19 protein-coding genes are annotated in these 20,363 nt (G+C 39.6%); 3 read left to right on the plus strand and 16 right to left on the minus strand.

Annotated elements, in window-relative coordinates:
- Window position 1: 1 nt before the first annotated feature.
- The 4 genes from FF105_RS02255 to FF105_RS02270 form a co-directional block, all read right to left on the minus strand.
- On the minus strand, window positions 2–529 hold the full coding sequence (locus FF105_RS02255) for a rod shape-determining protein MreD (RefSeq protein ID WP_010281295.1): 528 nt from the start codon (window positions 527–529) through the stop codon (window positions 2–4).
- Window positions 529–1,386, minus strand: coding sequence for a rod shape-determining protein MreC (mreC, locus tag FF105_RS02260; protein ID WP_010281291.1), 858 nt, complete (start codon window positions 1,384–1,386; stop codon window positions 529–531). The genes FF105_RS02255 and mreC overlap by 1 nt, the downstream gene beginning before the upstream one ends.
- Window positions 1,387–1,492: 106 nt before the next feature.
- Entirely contained in the window at window positions 1,493–2,500 is a 1,008-nt protein-coding gene (locus FF105_RS02265) for a rod shape-determining protein (RefSeq protein WP_004914314.1), read from the minus strand.
- A gap of 88 nt (window positions 2,501–2,588) precedes the next feature.
- Complete coding sequence (locus FF105_RS02270) at window positions 2,589–2,762, minus strand: hypothetical protein (RefSeq protein ID WP_010281286.1); 174 nt, start codon at window positions 2,760–2,762, stop codon at window positions 2,589–2,591.
- Between the two features lie 163 nt (window positions 2,763–2,925).
- On the opposite strand from FF105_RS02270, the gene FF105_RS02275 reads away from it, so the two are divergent.
- Both FF105_RS02275 and FF105_RS02280 read left to right on the plus strand, forming a co-directional pair.
- The gene (locus FF105_RS02275; protein WP_031941071.1) at window positions 2,926–4,971 is read left to right on the plus strand and encodes an ATP-dependent Clp protease ATP-binding subunit; all 2,046 of its coding nucleotides are present in this window, start codon (window positions 2,926–2,928) and stop codon (window positions 4,969–4,971) included.
- Between the two features lie 66 nt (window positions 4,972–5,037).
- Window positions 5,038–5,730: a MucBP domain-containing protein gene (locus tag FF105_RS02280; RefSeq protein WP_010281281.1), complete on the plus strand. Its 693-nt coding sequence runs from the start codon at window positions 5,038–5,040 to the stop codon at window positions 5,728–5,730.
- 35 nt (window positions 5,731–5,765) lie between these two features.
- Here the strand turns inward: FF105_RS02280 and FF105_RS02285 are convergent, their stop codons facing one another.
- Genes FF105_RS02285 through pcrA form a run of 4 tightly spaced genes read right to left on the minus strand, consistent with a single transcriptional unit; the run spans window position 5,766 to window position 11,693 of the window.
- On the minus strand, window positions 5,766–6,908 hold the full coding sequence (locus FF105_RS02285) for a CamS family sex pheromone protein (protein ID WP_290046321.1): 1,143 nt from the start codon (window positions 6,906–6,908) through the stop codon (window positions 5,766–5,768).
- On the minus strand, window positions 6,905–8,950 hold the full coding sequence (gene ligA, locus FF105_RS02290) for an NAD-dependent DNA ligase LigA (protein WP_147651290.1): 2,046 nt from the start codon (window positions 8,948–8,950) through the stop codon (window positions 6,905–6,907). Before ligA ends, FF105_RS02285 begins: the two co-directional genes overlap by 4 nt.
- Before the next feature lie 8 nt (window positions 8,951–8,958).
- Window positions 8,959–9,447 carry an AAA family ATPase gene (locus tag FF105_RS02295; protein WP_010281277.1) on the minus strand — a complete coding sequence of 163 codons (489 nt, stop codon included), beginning with the start codon at window positions 9,445–9,447 and terminating at the stop codon, window positions 8,959–8,961.
- A complete protein-coding gene (pcrA, locus tag FF105_RS02300) occupies window positions 9,444–11,693 on the minus strand; it encodes a DNA helicase PcrA (protein ID WP_010281275.1) in 2,250 nt (749 codons plus the stop codon). Before pcrA ends, FF105_RS02295 begins: the two co-directional genes overlap by 4 nt.
- A 174-nt stretch (window positions 11,694–11,867) precedes the next feature.
- On the opposite strand from pcrA, the gene FF105_RS02305 reads away from it, so the two are divergent.
- Window positions 11,868–12,374 (plus strand): GNAT family N-acetyltransferase, encoded by a 507-nt coding sequence (locus FF105_RS02305; protein WP_031941070.1) that lies wholly within the window; start codon window positions 11,868–11,870, stop codon window positions 12,372–12,374.
- 31 nt (window positions 12,375–12,405) lie between these two features.
- Here the strand turns inward: FF105_RS02305 and FF105_RS02310 are convergent, their stop codons facing one another.
- The 8 genes from FF105_RS02310 to FF105_RS02345 all read right to left on the minus strand — a co-directional run bounded on the left by FF105_RS02310 (window position 12,406) and on the right by FF105_RS02345 (window position 20,329).
- The gene (locus FF105_RS02310; protein ID WP_010280152.1) at window positions 12,406–13,038 is read right to left on the minus strand and encodes a glycoside hydrolase family 73 protein; all 633 of its coding nucleotides are present in this window, start codon (window positions 13,036–13,038) and stop codon (window positions 12,406–12,408) included.
- Window positions 13,038–14,759, minus strand: coding sequence for a thiol reductant ABC exporter subunit CydC (gene cydC / locus FF105_RS02315; RefSeq protein WP_290046324.1), 1,722 nt, complete (start codon window positions 14,757–14,759; stop codon window positions 13,038–13,040). Before cydC ends, FF105_RS02310 begins: the two co-directional genes overlap by 1 nt.
- A complete protein-coding gene (cydD, locus tag FF105_RS02320; protein WP_031941046.1) occupies window positions 14,756–16,483 on the minus strand; it encodes a thiol reductant ABC exporter subunit CydD in 1,728 nt (575 codons plus the stop codon). The genes cydC and cydD overlap by 4 nt, the downstream gene beginning before the upstream one ends.
- A 95-nt stretch (window positions 16,484–16,578) precedes the next feature.
- Window positions 16,579–17,592 (minus strand): cytochrome d ubiquinol oxidase subunit II, encoded by a 1,014-nt coding sequence (cydB, locus tag FF105_RS02325; RefSeq protein WP_010280148.1) that lies wholly within the window; start codon window positions 17,590–17,592, stop codon window positions 16,579–16,581.
- Window positions 17,592–19,067, minus strand: coding sequence for a cytochrome ubiquinol oxidase subunit I (locus FF105_RS02330; protein WP_010280147.1), 1,476 nt, complete (start codon window positions 19,065–19,067; stop codon window positions 17,592–17,594). Before FF105_RS02330 ends, cydB begins: the two co-directional genes overlap by 1 nt.
- A gap of 200 nt (window positions 19,068–19,267) precedes the next feature.
- A complete protein-coding gene (locus FF105_RS02335) occupies window positions 19,268–19,567 on the minus strand; it encodes a DUF1292 domain-containing protein (protein ID WP_004910847.1) in 300 nt (99 codons plus the stop codon).
- Between the two features lie 79 nt (window positions 19,568–19,646).
- Window positions 19,647–20,078 carry a Holliday junction resolvase RuvX gene (gene ruvX, locus FF105_RS02340; protein WP_010280146.1) on the minus strand — a complete coding sequence of 144 codons (432 nt, stop codon included), beginning with the start codon at window positions 20,076–20,078 and terminating at the stop codon, window positions 19,647–19,649.
- Window positions 20,078–20,329 (minus strand): IreB family regulatory phosphoprotein, encoded by a 252-nt coding sequence (locus tag FF105_RS02345; RefSeq protein WP_004910843.1) that lies wholly within the window; start codon window positions 20,327–20,329, stop codon window positions 20,078–20,080. Before FF105_RS02345 ends, ruvX begins: the two co-directional genes overlap by 1 nt.
- Window positions 20,330–20,363: the final 34 nt, after the last annotated feature.

Consider the following 20,363-nt stretch of genomic DNA (forward strand, 5'->3'; position numbering starts at 1 on the left):
GTCAACGCAAAAATTGAAAAAAAGACCATATCGGATAATAAACCACAGCTGCTAACCCAACATTTAGACAGACTGTTGGTAGCACTTCATACATCAAGAACGTCAACAAGCTAATATTAGCTAGTCCAATGATAAAACCGGCAAAATAGGTGATGAATAAATACACCACTAATCCAGCTAAATAGAGAAATAATCCACTTAATAATCTTTCATCTAAAATACGATGAAGCTGCTTCATGACTCCGACTGCGGCCAAGAATGCGCACGTATAAGTACCAAAAATGCCAGTATAGTACATATCAAACAAAATACCCACAAGCGCAACATAAAACCATAGTGGCAAGTCATTGTCAACATCAAACTGTACACCCAGAAACGCCCATCCTAGTGTGAGGGTAGGTAAAACATGCCATGGAAAATGTGTTAATATGCCACCTAATCCTGACATCAATGTCCCATCAATAAATAATGTCAATATCAACAATATCGGATAAATGACACGTAATCTTGTTAGTTGCCAAAAAGCCATTAGTTTGCTCCAATCTGAGAAACTGCAACCATCACCGTCGTGATGTTGCCCAAATCAGCAGCTGGTTCAATATAGATTTTCTTTGACAAACCATAATCATCAGTGCTGACTTTAGCAACTTTTCCAACGTATAAACCAGCAGGAATAACACCACCGAGTCCCGATGTTTCGACTAAGTCACCTTTTTTGATTTTATTATCAGAAGTCACCTGTCCCATGATCAACTGATTTTTTTCACGATTAAAGCTTGTTACAATGCCATTAACATCCCCATTGTCACCTTTTATAGTGATAGCAAATCGATTAGCATCAGAACTTGTATCAGAAATTAAAGCGACTTTTGAGTTAGTGGTATTAACTTCACTAATACGTCCAATAATACCAGCGCCAGCAAGAACCGGCATACCCTTTTTTAAGCCAGCGTTCGAACCCTGATTAATAACAAGCTGTGATTGCCAGGTAGTTGGCGAGCGGCTAATTGTTACAGCTGATATTGTTTTATAATCTGTTAACGTTGCTTTCAATTTTAACTGTTCTTTAAGAGACTTATTTTCTTCTTCTACAGTTTGAAGCCTAACTTTGTCTTGCGCAAAAGCATCAATTTTTGCTTTTAAGGCTTTATTTTCTTCAAAAGTATCAAGCAAGTTTCCAATGCTGTTGGCTGTCCGACCGATTGCCGTTGTAGGAACAGCAATAACGCGACTGACGCCCCCAGCCAAATCATTCCCAAACCTCTGCAAAAAAGGGGGCGTATTTGTGCGTTTAGCCCACCAATTTGATCCTGCTATTAAACTAACGATCACAATAATGCTAACAATCAATGTGACTACAGTACGTGATGAAAATATTTTTTTCATGTTTTTCCCCAAAACGTGAAGTAGCAGCGTATGCCACTAACCGCAAAATAACTTAAAAATATAAAAGCGTAGCGCAAGCGCCACGCTCTAAAACACAAAATTAAGATTAACTTTGTCGCATGACATCAATTGACTTTAATGCCTCTCCAGTACCAATCGCCACAGCATCTAGTGGTTCGTTAGCAATCAGAACAGGTACTTTAGTCGCTTCCTGAATAATTTTATCCATGTCGCGCAACAATGCCCCGCCACCAGTTAGAACCATTCCGTGATCAATCACATCAGCTGCCAACTCAGGCTGTGTTGATTCCAAAGTCTCACGAATAGCTGCAACAATTTCTTGCACTGGCTCTTGAATAGCAGCAGCAACATCTTCCGCTGTAACATCAATTGTTTTTGGTAATCCTGTCAGCAAATCGCGACCACGTACGGTTGCATTGGGTAAAGTACGCGCCAAATCTAGTGACGCAGCACCAATTTCAATTTTCAAGCGTTCGGCAGTTGGTTCACCAATCGTAACGTTGTACTTATTACGTACAAAATTGGCAATTGCTTCATCTAACTTGTCACCAGCAATACGAATTGAGCGACTCGATACAATACCGCCTAGAGAAATTGTCGCAACATCCGTTGTACCACCACCCATGTCAACAACCATTGAACCAGTAGGATCCATAACGGGCAACCCTGCTCCAACGGCAGCGGCAAAAGGTTCTTCAATAACGTAGGCATCGCGTGCACCTGCAACGCGAGCAGCGTCAATTACAGCACGCCGTTCAACTGCTGTCACGCCAGAAGGTACACCAATGGTAACATATGGCTTACCTATACGACCCCCAAGGGCTTTTTGCAAATAATAACGAATCATTGCAACTGTTGTATCATAGTCAGCAATAACACCATCTCGCATTGGTCTAATAGCCGCAATACTAGCTGGTGTGCGACCCAACATATCTTTTGCCTCTGAACCGACTGCAACTACTTCGTTTGTTTGAGTGTTACGCGCGACAACTGAAGGCTCACGCAAAACAATGCCACGACCTTCAATATATACATAAGTGTTTGCGGTACCTAAATCAATACCGACATTGCGTTGTCCAAATGAAAATGCCACGTCACTGCCCCTTTAATTGCCATTTAAAATACTATTATTTTTTACTTAACTTATAACATTGTAGCATAAAAAACCTGCTTTTCGTATACTAATTTGCACGGACATACGTCACCTGACCGTGGGCGTGTGCAACACCTCGAATCGCATTTTGGTACGCAAATAACGCCCACGCCTTTTGGAATGCTGGAAAGTTCTCGGGGTTGATTTTAATTTCATCTATCTTGCCATCACGCAAGTCATTCAATGCTATTGTGTAATCCATGTTTCACCTCAACTACAATTGTAACACGTTTTATTTTTAGCACTCATTATTACAGAGTGCTAATTCAATGAACTTTTTTGCTTGCTTTATGTTATAATAGTCTTATAACCTATGAAAGGAGAGTATGGCTTTCAATATCGTACAAGCCATACATATAGTAAATATGGCACAACAAGATCCCTTTGGTTTTAATAACTTAGACGACATGTTCCGCGCTATGAACGAGCAAATGGCACAGGTTCAAGGTCAACAAAATACACAATCAAAAAAGAATAAAAATAGCAAACATCAATTGCTGGATGAATACGGCATTAACCTAACTCAACAAGCTCGTGACGGTAAGCTCGACCCCGTTATTGGACGTGGCAATGAAGTATCACGAACAATTGAAATTTTAAATCGACGTACAAAAAACAATCCCGTACTTATTGGTGAGCCTGGAGTTGGTAAAACAGCAGTTGTTGAAGGCTTGGCCTTAGCTATTGTGGCAGGAAAAGTACCCGATAAGCTTCAACAAAAAGAAGTTATTCGTCTCGACATGTCAGCTTTGGTTCAAGGAACGAGCATGCGTGGGCAATTTGAAGCAAGAATGCGACAATTGATGAAAGAAGTGACTGACAATGATGATGTCATTTTATTTATCGATGAAATTCATGAAATTATGGGCGCTGGTAACGCAGAGGGCGGAATGGATGCTGGCAATATTTTAAAGCCAGCTCTGGCTCGTGGTGAATTTCAATTAATTGGTGCCACCACCTTAAATGAGTATCGTAAAATTGAAAAAGATGGCGCAATCGCTCGCCGTTTTCAACCAGTCCAAGTTGAAGAACCATCTAAAGAAGAAACACTCACAATTTTGCAAGGAATTCGCCAACGATATCAAGATTATCATCATGTCATTTACACAGATGATGCCTTAAAGGCTGCCGTTGATTTATCCGATCGTTACATTCCAGAACGTTTTTTACCCGACAAGGCCATTGACTTGATTGATGAAGCTGGTTCACGTAAAAACTTAACTATGAATGTTGCTGATCCACAAACGATTCAAGGTAAAATCGACGCCGCCGATCGTCTCAAGCAAGAAGCAATTGACAAGGAAGATTTTGAAAAAGCTAGTTATTGGCGTGATCAAGTGAATCAACTCGAGTCACAAAAAGCACAAGTTGAGGCACATCCCGAAATGTCGAAACCACAAAACATTAATGAAAAAGACATTTTAGATATCGTTGAAGAAAAAACAGATATTCCGGTTGGCGAATTGAAAGAAAATGAAGCCAATCAACTACAAGATCTGGATAAAAATTTGTCCAAACACGTTATTGGTCAAGAAAATGCTGTTGAAACTGTCGCTAAAGCAGTGCGCCGAAACAGGATTGGTTTGACAAAATCGGGTCGCCCTATTGGCTCATTTTTATTTGTCGGTCCAACCGGCGTCGGTAAAACCGAAACTGCAAAGCAGCTTGCCAAAGAAATGTTTGGCAGTGAAGATGCAATGATTCGTTTTGATATGTCAGAATACATGGAAAAACACACTGCCTCAAAAATGATTGGTGCGCCTGCGGGGTACGTTGGTTATGAAGAAGCCGGTCAACTTACTGAGCAGGTTCGCCGTCACCCATATTCTCTGGTGCTATTTGACGAAGTTGAAAAAGCACATCCCGATATTATGAATATGTTCTTACAAATTCTAGACGATGGTCGCTTGACAGACGCCCAAGGTCACGTGGTTAGCTTTAAGGACACAATTGTTATTATGACATCTAATGCCGGTTCAACAGATACTGGTAATTCACCTGTTGGCTTTGCACAAGCGGACACTCAAAATCGACTGATGCAGCGTCTAGCAAATTATTTTAGACCTGAATTTTTGAATCGTTTTGATGATATCGTTGAATTTCAACCCCTATCACAGGATGACTTGCTTAAGATTGTTGATTTATTGTTGCACAATATGAACGATAATTTATCAGAAAACGGTCTACACATTGAAGTGAGTGATTCTGCAAAAAAGCAGTTAGTATCTTTAGGATATGATCCTTCAATGGGTGCTCGTCCGTTGCGGCGAGTGTTACAAGACAAAATTGCCGATGGCATTGCTGATTATTATCTGGCTCATCCAAATGTCCATCAATTGTATGCCGATTGGCAAGACCAAGACTTTACCATTAACGAAGTTCAAAACGAGCCAGCCCGAATTGAAAAGTAAATTGAAGACCTGCGGGTCTTTTTTTGTTTGTGATATAATGGTGACATATTCAAAGGGGATTATTCTATGGCAAATACTGCACCCGTATGGGTTTACGATAAAGATATTGCAACGGGTGAACTATTACAGGAACCACGTCGATTAGACGGAGAATCTGGCAATGATTACCACGTATCACCTGTCGCGATTAAACAATATGAATATGTTGATAGCTCTGGTCAATTGACAGGGGTTTTTGGTAATTTACCACAAACAGCAGTCTTATATTATCGTCCTAATGACTGGCGAGCTGTACACCGTATTGATATGTTTGTAGAAACGTTAACCAAACTGCCAGTTTATCCCACGCCTAGTGATCTTAGTCCAATTAGCACCACAATTTCTCCGAAAGAATATTGGAGCACTCACCTTCGCGTCATTACTAGTAATGGTCAATTTTGGTATCAGATAGGTGATCATCACTGGTTAAGATACGACGCAAGTCAAATGGCGCTATCAGATAACGCACCAGATCAAACAAATGTCAATTATTTCAATAATCCTGAAAAGGTTGAAAATGATCAACCTAATGCGATTGTTAACTTTCTGCCAGGACAATCAACGGAAGTTTTTGAAGCCCCATACGGATTACCTGTTGGCAGTGTTCTAGATGGCGACTTCGTGGCTATTTCAGATGAGTTGCATGATGCTAACGGTGTCGTATGGTTAAAATTAGCTACTAAGGGTTGGATAAACGGTGTGTATATTGACCGTTTATAAAAAAAGAAGCAAAGTATTTCTACTTTGCTTCTTTTTTAATCTAATAGCGTTGTTGTAAAAGTTTTTTCACCAGATTTACGAATCAAAATTGCCTGCATTTCATTTGCTGTTTGCACTATAATTTTTATTGGTACATTGCTGGGTAAATACTTCAGGGCCGATTGTGAAATATAGGTTGTGAAACTTTCGATTTCAGTTTGACTATAAAATTGCGTTGTAACATTCACAGTCATGCTTGACAATGTGCCGTTCTTGAAGTCAGCTACAGCTGTCGCGCCTGCTATATTTGGGAAGAAATTGGCAACATCATTTTTAAAATTAGCAAAACCCGTATTAGCAACTGATCCCAACTTTGAGGTATCAGTTGCTTCTTTCGGTAACACAATGGATTGGTCGTCAATATCTGACCATTTTTCAATTGTTGTTCCTTTATCACTTGTTGTCTGTGCGTAGAAACTACCTGGTGCAAGTGAATCTGCTTGTGAATTAGCATACATTGCAATCACGATAGGCGTATCATCACTTACACCTTTTTGTTCACGTACTTGCTTAAGAATTTGTGCGGCAACTTTTTTACCGTAAGCAACACGATCCGCCTCAGATATATTCTGCGTATAGGTTGCACCATACTGTTCTTTTTGATATTCATCTTGCGTGTTCATGGCAACACCAATAATCATACCCGACAGTTTCAAATTATCGCCGTCTTTGACCATAAAGTCTTGCTCAGTCAATGTCTGTACATAAATCGGGTTTCGTGAACTATCGGTTTTACCGTTATCTTCTGGGTTAAGACCAATGGTGTCACTACTACTTTTACGTCCCAATAAATCTGTCACTAGGGATGAACCCAAATATTGTCCTTCTTGAAAAATATAACGACTAGGTTTAAAGTGATTTTTTGCCAAATCTAGTAAAGAAGATTCAAAGTTTTTAACATCAAGACTGTTTGGTTCAGAAGAAGCAGTAATGCCTCGTGCAGCACTGACCAAATATCGACCATTCTTAATGACCGTTTGGTACTCCCCCGGTGTACTCTGTGTAATTTGTACGCCACTAGACTTTTTAGTCGTTGTTGGTGTAACCCGATTGGCATTAAAAAAATATAATGCGCCAACCGCCACTGCCAAAACTACCACGGCAATTATCATATAAATTCGGAAACTAATGCGTTTCATGACTTGTTATCCTCTTTTAACTGTGCATCAACAAATGCTTGTTCTGTCCAAACCAAGACGCCCAGTTCGTTTGCTTTTTCTAACTTGCTACCAGCAGCGCCGCCAGCGATGAGCAGATCTGTTTTTGCTGAAACAGACCCAGCAACACTAGCACCATGATCTTGCAACCACTTAGTCGCAACCGGACGACTACTCTGTTCTAGTTTACCAGTTAACACGACCTTTTTGCCATAAAAAAACGAATTTTCATCAACTTCTACGCCAGATGAATAAATTTGATTAACACCTGCATCTGTTAATTCTTGCTGAAGCTGGTGTGCAGCAGGCATACTAAAGTATTGTACTAACGAATGAGCAATTGCTTCACCAATTCCAGGAATAGCCGAAATTTCATCAACATTGGCATTTGCTATTTCGGTGAGTGTTTTGAATTTTTCGGCAATTAACCGTGCCGCTTTTGCCCCAACCATACGAATGCCTAGTCCAAACAACAAACGTTCTAACGAATTATTCTTTGATTGAGCAATCGCATTGATTAAATTAGTTGCAGATTTTTCCTTAAATTTGTCTAGCGTTAAAAGTTGTGACAACTCTAATCGATAAATTGAAGCAACGTCTTTAATATAATCTGCTTTCAATAATTGACCAATAACGCGTGGCCCCATGCCATCAATATTCATCGCATTGCGCGAAGCAAAATGCGTTAACCCTTCTTGAATTTGAGCTGAACAAAATGGATTAATGCAACGCAAGGCAACTTCACCTTCAATATGGACTAATTCCGATTGACAGGCTGGACAAAAAGTGGGAATTTCATAGATGGTACTATCAATTGGTCGCTTATCTAATATCACTTGCCCGATTTCTGGAATGATATCACCAGCTTTGTGAAGTGTCACAGTATCACCAATTCGCACCCCTTTTTCATTCAAATAATCAGGATTATGCAAACTGGCGCGTTGCACTGTTGTGCCGGCTAACTGAACCGGATCCATCACAGCAGTCGGTGTCACAGCACCAGTTCGACCAACTGTCCATTCAATGTCTCTGACCACCGTAAGAGCTTCTTCTGGCGGAAACTTATAGGCAATTGCCCAACGAGGGATTTTAACCGTATTGCCTAAATCAATTTGCAAATCTAGTTGGTCAACTTTGACAACTACACCATCAATCCCGTATGCTAATTCATCACGCTTAGCAGTATACTCTGAAATATAGTCAGCAATATCTACCATTTTTGGTATCACACGGTTTTGTCGATTGGTTGGTAACCCAAGTGATGCAAATCGCTCTAAAGCGCCACTTTGTGTCGTCGCACCCAAAACTTCCGGTTCAGCTGTGTAATAAACAAACGCAGACAATTCACGTGATTTCGTGATATTTACGTCTAATTGGCGCAATGAGCCAGCAGCCGCGTTACGAGGGTTTGCAAAGGGCTCTAATCCATCCGCTTCGCGTTGCAAATTCAACTTAGCAAAACTTTTTTTCGGCATATAAATTTCACCACGTACCTCAATGGTGAGTGGCTCTGTCAGCGTTTGTGGCACTGATTTAATTGTTTTCACATTACGCGTGACATCTTCACCAACAACACCATTACCACGTGTTGAGGCCTGTACGAGTTTGCCTTGTTCATAGGTGAGTGCCACTGCTAAGCCATCAATTTTGAGTTCTAAATTGTACGCCGATTGAAATCCCAATGATTTAGTCGTACGCTCATCCCACTCCTCGAGTTCTGCCAAACTGAACACATCCCCGAGTGACAACATTGGCGCAGGATGCGTGACTTTGGCCAGTTCCGATTTAGTGTCGGCACCACCAACATTTTGTGTTGGGGAATCTGGTGTTACAAATTGAGGAAATGCACTTTCTAATGCAACAAGTCGTGCATATAGTGTGTCGTAAATATGATCCTCAACCAAGGGCTCATCGTTTTCATAATAGGCAACGCCGTAATTTATTAACTCGGTCTGTAAGTGCGCAATTTCCTGCTGCGCTGTCTCTGTGGTCATTTTTTCGATTGGTGTAAATTCTGGTAACATTTCCTACCTCACTGATGATTGATTCGTTGCATAATTGCTGCCATGGCTTGTTTCAACGTGATTGTTTGATTGAAAATTATTTCGTCCGGCCATCCAAGATAATCGTTTTTTCGATACCATTTGGCAACATCTGACTCTGTAAATGATACAAATCGTTTTGTTCGGTGACGACTGATTGTTTCTGTCAGCGGCAAATCATAATAAACTGGTATAACAATATCAAATTTTGTTAGGACAGATTGTAATAATTCCCTGTATACATCCTGACGTAAAATACCTTCCAAAATCACAACGTCAACATGCAATCGTCCAAATTCAATTAATTCCGCCATCAAATTAATGGCTAAATTGCCTGCATGATCGTCGACTTGCAGCATCTGTCGGCGAACAACATCCTGTGAAATTAGAAAACTACTATCACACTGATCATGCAAAGCTTGTGCTAACGTGGTTTTACCACTTCCAGAATTCCCTCTAATAATAATAATTTTTGTCATTCGGCACGTGTAATTGGTGCAAAAGCTGCCAAAAGTTGTTTAACCCCTTCAGAAGGAAAAGCTACTTTCAATTCTTGATCTTGGGCGTCTCCGGAAACGGCGACCACTGTCCCAATGCCCCATTTCTTGTGTGACACTTTATCGCCAGCTCGCCATGGTGTTTGATCAGCTCCAGTTGTGCCTGATGTCGTTTTTGTTACAGGACTTGCTTTATAGGTTGTTGCCGTGGCGCGTTGCGTACGATTGTCAAACGGTAAATGGCGGTCTAGACTAGCAGAACTATTAAATCCACTATTAACCATGTCGAGTAGTTCAGGTGATATTTCATCAATGAAACGCGACGCTTCGTTAGATTGTGTACGACCATAAAGTAAGCGTGAATAAGCGTTTGTTAAGAACAACTTTTTCATTGCACGTGTAATACCCACATAAGCCAACCTGCGTTCTTCTTCAAGTTGATCGTCATCCATCATTGAACGCGATAGCGGGAAAATACCTTCTTCCATGCCGACAAGAAATACAACAGGGAACTCCAAACCTTTGGCAGCGTGTAGTGTCATTAATGTCACTGCGCCATCACCTTCTTCAAAATCATCCAAATCGCTCATCAGAGCAGTTGAACCGAGAAAATCTGTCATTGGATCAACTGAATCAGGATCATCGGGATTGTATTTAGCATCAAATTCTTTGGTAACTGACAAGAACTCTTCCAAGTTTTCTAAACGTCCTTGACTTTCTGGATCATTTTTTTCTGCTAACATTTTGCGATAGCCAGAGGTTGTCATCGCCATTTCTGCTAATTCAGTAACATTCAAGAACTCAGCTTGTTGACGCAGATTGTGCATCATTTCAGCAAAACTAATCAACTTTGAAGCGGCTTTTGCAGTAATTTCGGGCGCTAGCTCAATATTTTCAATGGCACCCATATAGGATAAATCCATACGATTGGCAAAAGCACGTAGACGATTAATTGAAGTTGCGCCAATGCCTCGTTTGGGTTCGTTCACGATACGTTCAAACGCAGCATTATCTGATGGATTGGTGATTAAATTCATATACGACATAATATCTAAAATTTCTTTACGCTCGTAGAATTTATGCCCACCTACCATCGTATATGGCATATTAGCTTTAACTAAAGCTTCTTCAATACCTCGTGATTGGGCATTAGTACGATACAAAACAGCAAAATCACTGTACGCCATTTTTTCCGTTTGTCGCATTTTTTGAATATTTGACAAAACAAAATTAGCCTCATCACGTTCACTTTGGGCACGATAATAAGTTATTTTGTCACCCTTACCATTTTCGGTCCACAAATTTTTATCAATGCGCTCATTATTGTTATTGATAACAGCATTGGCGGCGTCCAAAATATTTTGTGTTGACCGATAATTTTGCTCTAACATGACGGTATGGGCGTCAGGATAATCTTTCTCAAAATTTAAAATATTATTCATATTAGCGCCACGCCAGCCATAAATCGATTGATCTGCATCACCAACCACGGCCAAATTACGTGACCTCTTGGCTAACATATTAACAATTGTATATTGCGCATCATTTGTATCTTGGTACTCATCGACGTGTAAATACTCAAATTGATTTTGATATTTTGACAATACATCTGGTACTTGATTGAACAAATCGATTGTCAGCATAATCAAATCATCAAAGTCCACACTTTGTGCACGACGCAATTCAGATTGATAGGCTGCATATACTTCTGCTACTGTTTCTTCGTATACATTGCCGGCTTGTTTTGCATAGGCTTTAGGTGTCAGCATATCATTTTTGGCATTGGAAATTGTCCCTAAAATTGTTCTGGGATCATATTGGTTTGTATCAAGATTTAAATCATTAATCACCCTTTTGAGCAAAGTACGCTGCGCACTAGTATCAACGATGGTGAAATTACGTGATAAGCCAATATTTTCACCATCACGTCGCAAAATCCGTACTGCTAAGGCATGAAATGTTGAAACCCAAATTTCTTTTGCTACTTCAGCATCAACAAGTTGGGCAATTCTTTCACGCATTTCTCGTGCTGCTTTATTAGTAAATGTAATTGCCAAAATGCGCCAAGGATAAATATTTAAATCTTGTATGAGATGTGCGATACGATGTGTCAACACACGCGTTTTTCCTGAGCCAGCACCCGCCATAATCAATAATGGTCCCTGCGTCGTTTGTACTGCTTCTGATTGTCGATCATTCATTCCTGAAACAAGTGTTTCTAATGGCATATTGTTGTCCTTTATCTGTAAATTAGCTCTTTCTATTTTACCACCAATAGGCCGATATCTCTATTCACTGCATCAGGATTTTTTATTACCCGTTATGATAAAATATCAATTTGTGTTAAACTATGAGTGACCAAATCCTATTTTATGGACAAAACAAAAGAAAGTGTATCAAAAATGAAACTTAGACCATTAGAGAAAAGAGATTTACCCTATATTTATGAACAGGAAAATTCTCGTCGCGTCATGGCACTTTGGTTTGAAGAACCTTATTCTTCATTTGATGAACTACAGATTTTATATGATCGCCACATTCTGGACCAAACTGAACGTCGCTTTGTTATTGAAGACAACGAATCATTCATTGGTGTCGTCGAATTAATGGATATCGACACACTCCATCGGCATACTGAAATTCAAATTATCATTCATAGTAAATATCAGGGCCATGGTTATGCACAAAGTGCGATGAAAGCCGGCATTGAATATGCTTTTACAGTCCTTAATATGCACAAGGTCTATCTGTATGTTGATGTCAAAAATGCAGCAGCTGTTCATATTTATAAAAAAATTGGTTTTATCGCTGAGGGAACGTTGCGACAGCATTTCTTTGCCGAAGGTCGCTATCACGATAGTCTCATGATGGGCATTTTTAAATCAGAATTTGAAAAACCAACAAAATAAAAAACTAACAATGATAATAATTGTTAGTTTTTTATTTTGTTGGCACATCAAATCTATCGAGGTGCCACGTTTGAATGATTGTAATTAGTTTTTTTGCATAAGAAGGATCAGTCGCATAGCCATCTTGTGTCAAAGCTTGTGCAGCAGTGGCATAGTCCTTTGCCGCCAAAACGTGTTGATATTGGTTTGTATTCCAACTAGTCCCGCGATACAAGAGCATCGCGTGAGCTTTCATACTCTCTTGCCAACTACTGTAAGCAGCAAAACGTCCCTGAATCGTGATCCACTGCCCATTTTCAAATTCTTTAGTTGGCAATACCACACTTTTTTGTCCTGTGTCTGCCTTGATACCGTATAAATTATGATATTGTGTCGCCAATGTGCTTGTATTCCAATTGGATTCTAAGATAGCTTGCGCAATACTGATTGAGGCAATGACATGATATTTTTCTTGCAATTCACGGGCATAAGGCGCAAGTTGATTAATCCAAGCAACTTTTTGCTCATGGTCAGTATTCTCTGATTGTGCTTGTTGCTTCTGATAAATAACCGTTTCTGAAACTATAGAAGCAACAATCACCAAAACAAAAAGACCACCGATTAACCACAATAATCGTTGGTGGCGAAGCTTTTTTTTGGATTTACGACGCTTTTTCTTTGCCATTAATATTGATCCATTAGTAGTAATTGCTTAAATCTTTCTGATTCATCACGAAGAAGTGATGGTTTACCTGACAAAACAAATTTGCCTGCTTCTAAAAAGTATACTTTATCAACATTTTCAATACCTGTCAAATGGTGCGTTACCCAAATAATCGTACGATCTTGCAATACTGAAAAGATTTGTGTCAAGACATCATGTTCAGTTTTTGGGTCAAGAGATACTGTTGGCTCATCCAAAACAACAATCGGTGCAGCTTGCAATAAAATACGCGCCAAGGCAAACCGTTGCTGTTCGCCGCCCGAAAATCGAGCACCAGCCTCACGCATTTGTGTGTGATATCCCTCTGGCAAAGCATCAATTAGCGGTTGTAAACCAGCTTGTTTGATAGCTGCTGCTACTGCCTCATCAGAAGCATGAATATTACCCATGCGCACATTATTTAAGATTGTTGAATCAAATAAATAAGCTTGTTGGTCCAAAACAGCTACCAATTCTGACATTTTTGGCTGTAATTGGCTAACTGACTGACCCCCAATAGTCACTTCACCTTGATATGGCTTAATATCCCCTGCTAGCAGTTTTAATATTGTTGTTTTACCAGCACCCGAACGACCCAATAACGCAATTTTTTCACCTGTTGGTATTGTCAAATCTAAGTGATCAATTATTGTTTTATCATCATAAGCAAACGTTACTTTGTCAAATTTTACTGTGGTATTTGTAGGAATTGGTGCACTTTCAATTTTTTTAACAACTGGTAACTGATTTAAACGTGTAATACTATCTTCATAAAACGAGGCCTCACTAACGCCTTGATTGACACCAACAAAGCTATCAACCAGCGGAAATATGGCTAGTGTGAAGGCTGCGATATAGTTGACCAAATCACGATCATTAGCAAATTGATTACCAGCCCAAATCAAAGTTGTAAGCGTTAGCAGCAACACCAACATTTGAATTATGAAATCACGCCACCAACCAAATTTCATGCCTTTATTTTTGACATCAGCCAATTCTGACATCACTTTACCCTGCCGTGAAACCAAATCCGCTTGCCTGCCCGAGAGTACCCAATCCTGTAATCCAAGAATGGCGTCTGTTGCTTCAGTATAAAGTTGATTCTGTAAAGCTTTTTGGCGCCGTACACCATTGTAATTCCATTTTAAACTTAGCAATGGAATCACAATTAAAATAATCGCCAATATAAAAAACCACCACAACATAAATCGCCAATTAACAACACCAAAACCAATGCTGACAAAAATATACAACATGATGCCAGCACCAAGTGGAAATAGTGTTCTGAGATAAAGATTTTGCAACCGATCTAAATCATCGGCTAACAAACTGAGTATATCCCCCGTCTGCATACGACCGCGAATGCTACCAGCTGTGCTTGCAACACTTTCATATAATCGTCGTCTTGTTTTGGACACAATACGCAATACCCAGTTATGTGACACCAAACGCTGTGCGTAACGAAAGACTGGTCTCGCAATACCAAAGGCACGCGTTAATACGATGGGAACATAAATAATTAAAATATTTTCAGGATGTTGTGCCGACCTAGAAATTAAGAACCCGGAAACAAACATCAAAGCGCCAGCTGCAAAAGTCGTCATGAAGCTCAAAAATATGGACCAAAACAAACCCGATTTTTGTTGACGTAAAAATGGCATAATCCAATGATCATTTTGAAGTAACTTTTGAATTTTTTTCATGCCAATTTACCTCGATACAATTCATGTCGCAGATGATTAAGCGCACTGTTTTCATCGGCTAACAGTGCTTTAGGTTCACCAGTTTCCACAATTTCACCATTTGCCATCACTAAAACAAAATCCATTTGATCTAACCAGTGTAGACGATGTGTCGCAAAGAAAACCAAGTGATTTGCTAAAATCGGCGCCATGGTTTGTTTTAATTCAACTTCCGTTTCAATATCCAAATGTGCAGTTGGTTCGTCAAAAAGCAGGACTTTCCGTTTGGAATCGAGTAACATTCGCGCTAACGCTACACGCTGCGCTTGACCACCAGATAGTTGACGACCGCTTTCACCGATTATCGTATCTAAACCATCTGGCAAATCATCAACCAAGGGTGACAAACCAGCTCGTGTAATAGCTGATTCAACTGTCACATCATCCGTATTTGGCGTATAAAATTTAATATTATCGCGCAAAGAAGCATGAAAAATATAGGGTGATTGCGGCATATAAAAAAACTGTTGCTGCCAGCTCTTCTGAGTAAGGTGTGGCAATGATTGACCATTGACAATGACCGATCCCGCATTTGGCTGCAAAAAGCCACCCAAAAGCTTCAATAGCGTAGATTTACCAGAGCCGCTTTCACCGACAATCGCAATTTTTTGATAACCTTTTGCAGTAACGTTAATGTTCGTTAGTGTCGGTAGCGTATCATATGAAAAAGCAACATCCGCTAAATTTAATTCAGAATCCTGTTGCCAAGAAGGCAGTGTCAGTAATTCTTGATCTGGAACACTTGGCATATCAATAACTGTTAACACATCCGTTAAGGCATTTTTACCATTTAGCGTGGCATGATAATCGTCTGCAAAGTTACGTAATGGCAAAAAGTATTCTGGCGCCAACACTAAAATAGATAGTGCTGGTAAGAGTGTCATTTTGCCATTCATAAGATCAAAACCCAAAAATACGGCCACAATTGCAATAGAGAGTGTGGTAAAAAAGTCTAATGCAAATGTTGAAGTAATGGCTATCCGCAGTGTCCGCATTGTCGTTTTACGGTAGTCTTCTGAAATATTGTAAATTTCTGCGCCATAAGATTGCGATAACCCAAGCTGTTTCAAAGTTGGCAAACCACGTAGCGCATCCACAAAGCGATTATTTAAATTTTTGAAATTAGCAAACTCAGCATCTGCTTTGCTCTGCGCAGCTAAACCAAGAATAATAAAAAATAAGATTACCACTGGGAAAATTAGTAATAAAAATAAGCCCTGCTCCCACTTTAAGAAAAAAATGTAGAGCAAAATCAACCAAGGAATAATGCCCAAATCGAAAACTTTAATCAACAACAGTTGAAAATAATTTTTGACATTGTCTAAGCCAACACCGAGTGTTGTAACCGCATTGCCAGTACCTGATTTTGTAATGACACTTGGCCCAATTTCCGCGTACTTTGCCAGTAATTGTACACGATAAGACTCGACCGCCTGATCTGAAAAGTGGGCCATCAATGAATTTTTAAAAACGACCAACAATTGACGAAGTAAAAAAGCAATCGCAAAAACCACTACTTGACTCACCACACTTATAAAATCAGTACCTTCCCATAGCGCAACAATGATTTTGGCCAGGAAAATCCCTTGAAACAATATTGTAAACGCTTGTAATCCAGTCAATACAACCAAAGTTACCAATATTTTTATAATGCCGGGAACGGCAAACAATCTTTTATCTATCATCTTATTATTTATTGCATGCTGCAAAATTAACCTGTTCAGCATACTCTCCTTAAACTAAAAAACGCTCACATTAATTGTAAACGTTTTTTGTTTGATTATTCAACCACTTTGTCAGCAACAATGCGCTTACGGAATACCCAGAAACTCCAAATTTGATAAGCAAGGGTAATTGGTAAAGCAGTTAGAACAACAACGGTCATTACTTTTAACGTATAGGGTGACGAAGATGCATTAATGATTTTTAGACTGTGCAATGGGTCAGTTGCTACCATTACACGAGGAAACATGCCTACAAATAGCAAGACGACAACTTCCACTAATGTCAAACCAGACAATACAAATGGCACACCTTCTTTAGTCTTTCCGATGGCTAAGTACCAGCCAAAAACGGTTGTTCCGACAATTGCTACCAGAATTAACAAAGTCCACAATGTTTTTGTTTGCAAAAAATCAGTGTAGAAAAATAGCAAAACAGCAAACAAGGCTTCACCTGCCAAAAGTAGCGGATACAAAACTTTAAGCTGCGTGAGGGCACGGACGCGCAAATCACCGTCAATTCGCAAACGGGTATAATTAAGACCGTGAACATAACTCATTAGCGCAACTGCAACGCCACCTACTAGCGTGAACGGCGTAACATAGTCAAAGAATCCTGCTGAAATGTTACCTTTGGCATCCATTGGCATACCAGAAACCATCGCCGTGAAAATCATGCCTAAGAAGAATGGCGCAATGAATGAAGAAATCGCAATCAATCTTTCCCAAAGCTGAGTGCCCTGAATTGTTGGCATATGTTCCCGAAATTCAAATGACACACCACGGTAAATCAACGCCATCAAGACGATAAACAAGAGTAAGTAAAAGCCAGAAAACAGCGATGCATACCAATAAGGAAAGGCAGCAAATGTCGCACCACCGGCAGTTAAAAGCCATACTTCGTTAGCATCCCAATTAGGACCAATGGCTTCATATAAAGCTTGTCGATCTTTTTGATTTCGTGCGTTAAAAGCAAACTGCATGCCAACACCAAAATCATAACCCTCTAAGAATAAGAATCCGGACCACAAAACAGCGATTAATATGAACCATAAAATTTGTAGAAAACTCATTATGCTTCTACCTCACTTCCTGATAGATGTTCATAAGGGTCACGTGGTGAAGCTTCCGCTTCTTCCTCTGCATCAGGACCAGCGTGAAGCACGCGTCGAGACAACCAAATCATGACGCCACCTAAAGCAGCAAAAGTTAAGAAGTAAATAATGTTAGAAATCAACAATGACGCAGCAGACACATTTGGTGAGACAGCATCTGCAATTGTCATCAACCCATAAACAACCCAAGGGAAACGACCTAATTCGGTCACCAACCATCCAGCTGTGTTAACGACGAATGGGAAGAATGTCATGACGCCCATTACCCACAAGAACCAACGTTGCGACAAAATCAAATTAGATTTCTTACGATTAAACCACAATGCAACGACGGCTACAAGACCGAGCAAACCAGCACCCATCGCCATCACACGGAACGAATAGAATAACGTATTTTCCGGTACATAATAATTCTTAATACCGCCAGTAGTTTTACCGTATTTCTTTTCAAACTGTTTTTCCAGTTCGGTTGTACCAGTTGTTTTACCACCAGTCAAAGAATGATTGCCCAGAATTGACAATGCATAAGGAATTTCAATTTTGGCAATAACACGATGCGTTGCGGGATTGGTTACTGATATCAATGACCAAGGTTGTGCTTTATCTTTTCTTTTCGATGAGTCCAGTGTTGTATCAACACCTTCCATTGCAGCGTACTTCATGGGCTGCATTGACTGCAACTCAAACGCATGTTGATCACCCGTAATTAGAGCCCCACCGACACCAACTAAACCAACTACTAAAGCAACATTGATTGACTTACGGAAAAAATCAATTTGTTTGTCACCTTTTTTTAATTTGAGCAACTTAAACGCTGCCATACCAGCAACGATAAAACCACCTGTTACAAAAGTACCAACCAAAACGTGCGGAAATTCAATCCAAAGCTGCTTGTTCGTCAGCAGAGCGCCAAAACTTTTTAATTCAGCTCGACCCATGTGGTTGTCAATTGCATAACCAACGGGATTTTGCATGAATGAATTGGCTGCCAAAATCCATAAAGCAGAAATACTTGATGCAAAAGCGACAACCCAAATAAAAATTAAATGAATGGCTGGCTTAAATCGGTCCCATGTAAACGACCACAAGCCAATAAAGGTTGACTCTGCAAAGAAAGCAACCAAAGCCTCAATCGCCAATGGCGCACCAAAAATGTCACCAACGTATCTTGAATATTCAGACCAGTTCATACCAAACTGGAACTCTTGAATAATACCTGTCACGACACCCACGGCAAAACTGAGTAAGAAAATCTTACCCCAAAACTGTGTCATTTTTTTGTACGTCTCATCTTTTTTGATGACATACAACGTTTCCATCAACGCAACGACAACAGCTAATCCTATTGACATTGGGACAAAGAAAAAGTGAAAAATCGTGGTCATCGCGAATTGAAAACGCGCTAAATCTAGTATGCCCACTAATGTAACCATAACTATTCCTCCAACATATTGATACCACACATTGTGACAATCAATACTTTCAAATATTCAACTTGATGTATAATACAAAAAGTTCTCTACAACTAGTTTATCACTTGATAAGCTTGATTTAAAGGCTTTTATATTTTTTTACAATAAAAATGTACCCGTAATTTTTTAATTAAAATTATAAGGTACAGATTTAAGTTAATTTAGTTAAAGTTCGTGTCATCGTCCAAGAAAGTGTTAAGCACTTCTTCAACCATATCCCACTCTTTGTCGTCTTCGATTTGAATAAGTTCTTCTTCAGTGGCATCACCGTTTTCGTCGGGATTAAAAATATACGCTTGAATATCAACTTCTTCATCATCCTCGACACCTTCTGGGACTAACAAAATGTAATCTTTGCTATATTCATCGGAATGAAAAGTGAAGAGAATTTCGTAAAGCGCTTCATCGCCATTTTCATCAATTAAGGTAATCTTTTGTACTTCTTGGTTATTTTCACTCATGAGTATTTCCTTTAACTTTTAATAAGTTCATTATAACGTAAACGCGCTGATCCGTATACCAAGAACAGCGCGTTTTGAGTTATTTAGTTAATTTGCCGTTCGCATCTAGATAATTCTGCAAAATAAATTCAGCAGCAATCTTATCTATCACTTGCTTCCGCTTTTTACGTGATACGTCAGCTTCTTCAATTAACATACGTTCAGCCTGAACAGTTGTAAGCCGTTCATCTTGAAAATCTGTGGGCAAATTAAAGTGTTCTTCAACCATCTTGGCATACTGACGGGCCGCTTCGGCACGTGGTCCCTCACTGTTGTTCATGTTTTTAGGTAAACCCAGAACAACACCTTTGACTTGCTTTTCTTTAATAATCTCAGCAAGTCGTTCTAAGCCAAATTGCTTTTCGTCCTCGTTGATACGAATAATTTCAACCCCTTGGGCAGTCCAACCCATGGGATCACTTACTGCGACACCCACTGTTCGACTACCAACGTCTAATCCTAATAGTCGCATTATTTATCTAAATAGGCGTGTACAAGTTCTTCAATTATTTCGTCACGTTCATGACGTTTGATTAAATTTCGAGCATCATTTAAACGTGGAATATATGCTGGATCACCAGACATCAAGTAGCCAACAATTTGGTTAATTGGATTATAACCCTTTTCTTCCAGTGCATTATACACAATTTCTAATGTTTCATGAATGTCCTTAGGCAACTGATTTCCAAAGTCAAAAACAGCCGTTTCGTCTCCTACTGTCATGGTACACGCTCCTTTCTTTTCAAAATGCAATGTG

This window comes from Leuconostoc sp. UCMA20149, assembly GCF_030400235.1.
GTDB classification, from domain to species: domain Bacteria; phylum Bacillota; class Bacilli; order Lactobacillales; family Lactobacillaceae; genus Leuconostoc; species Leuconostoc pseudomesenteroides.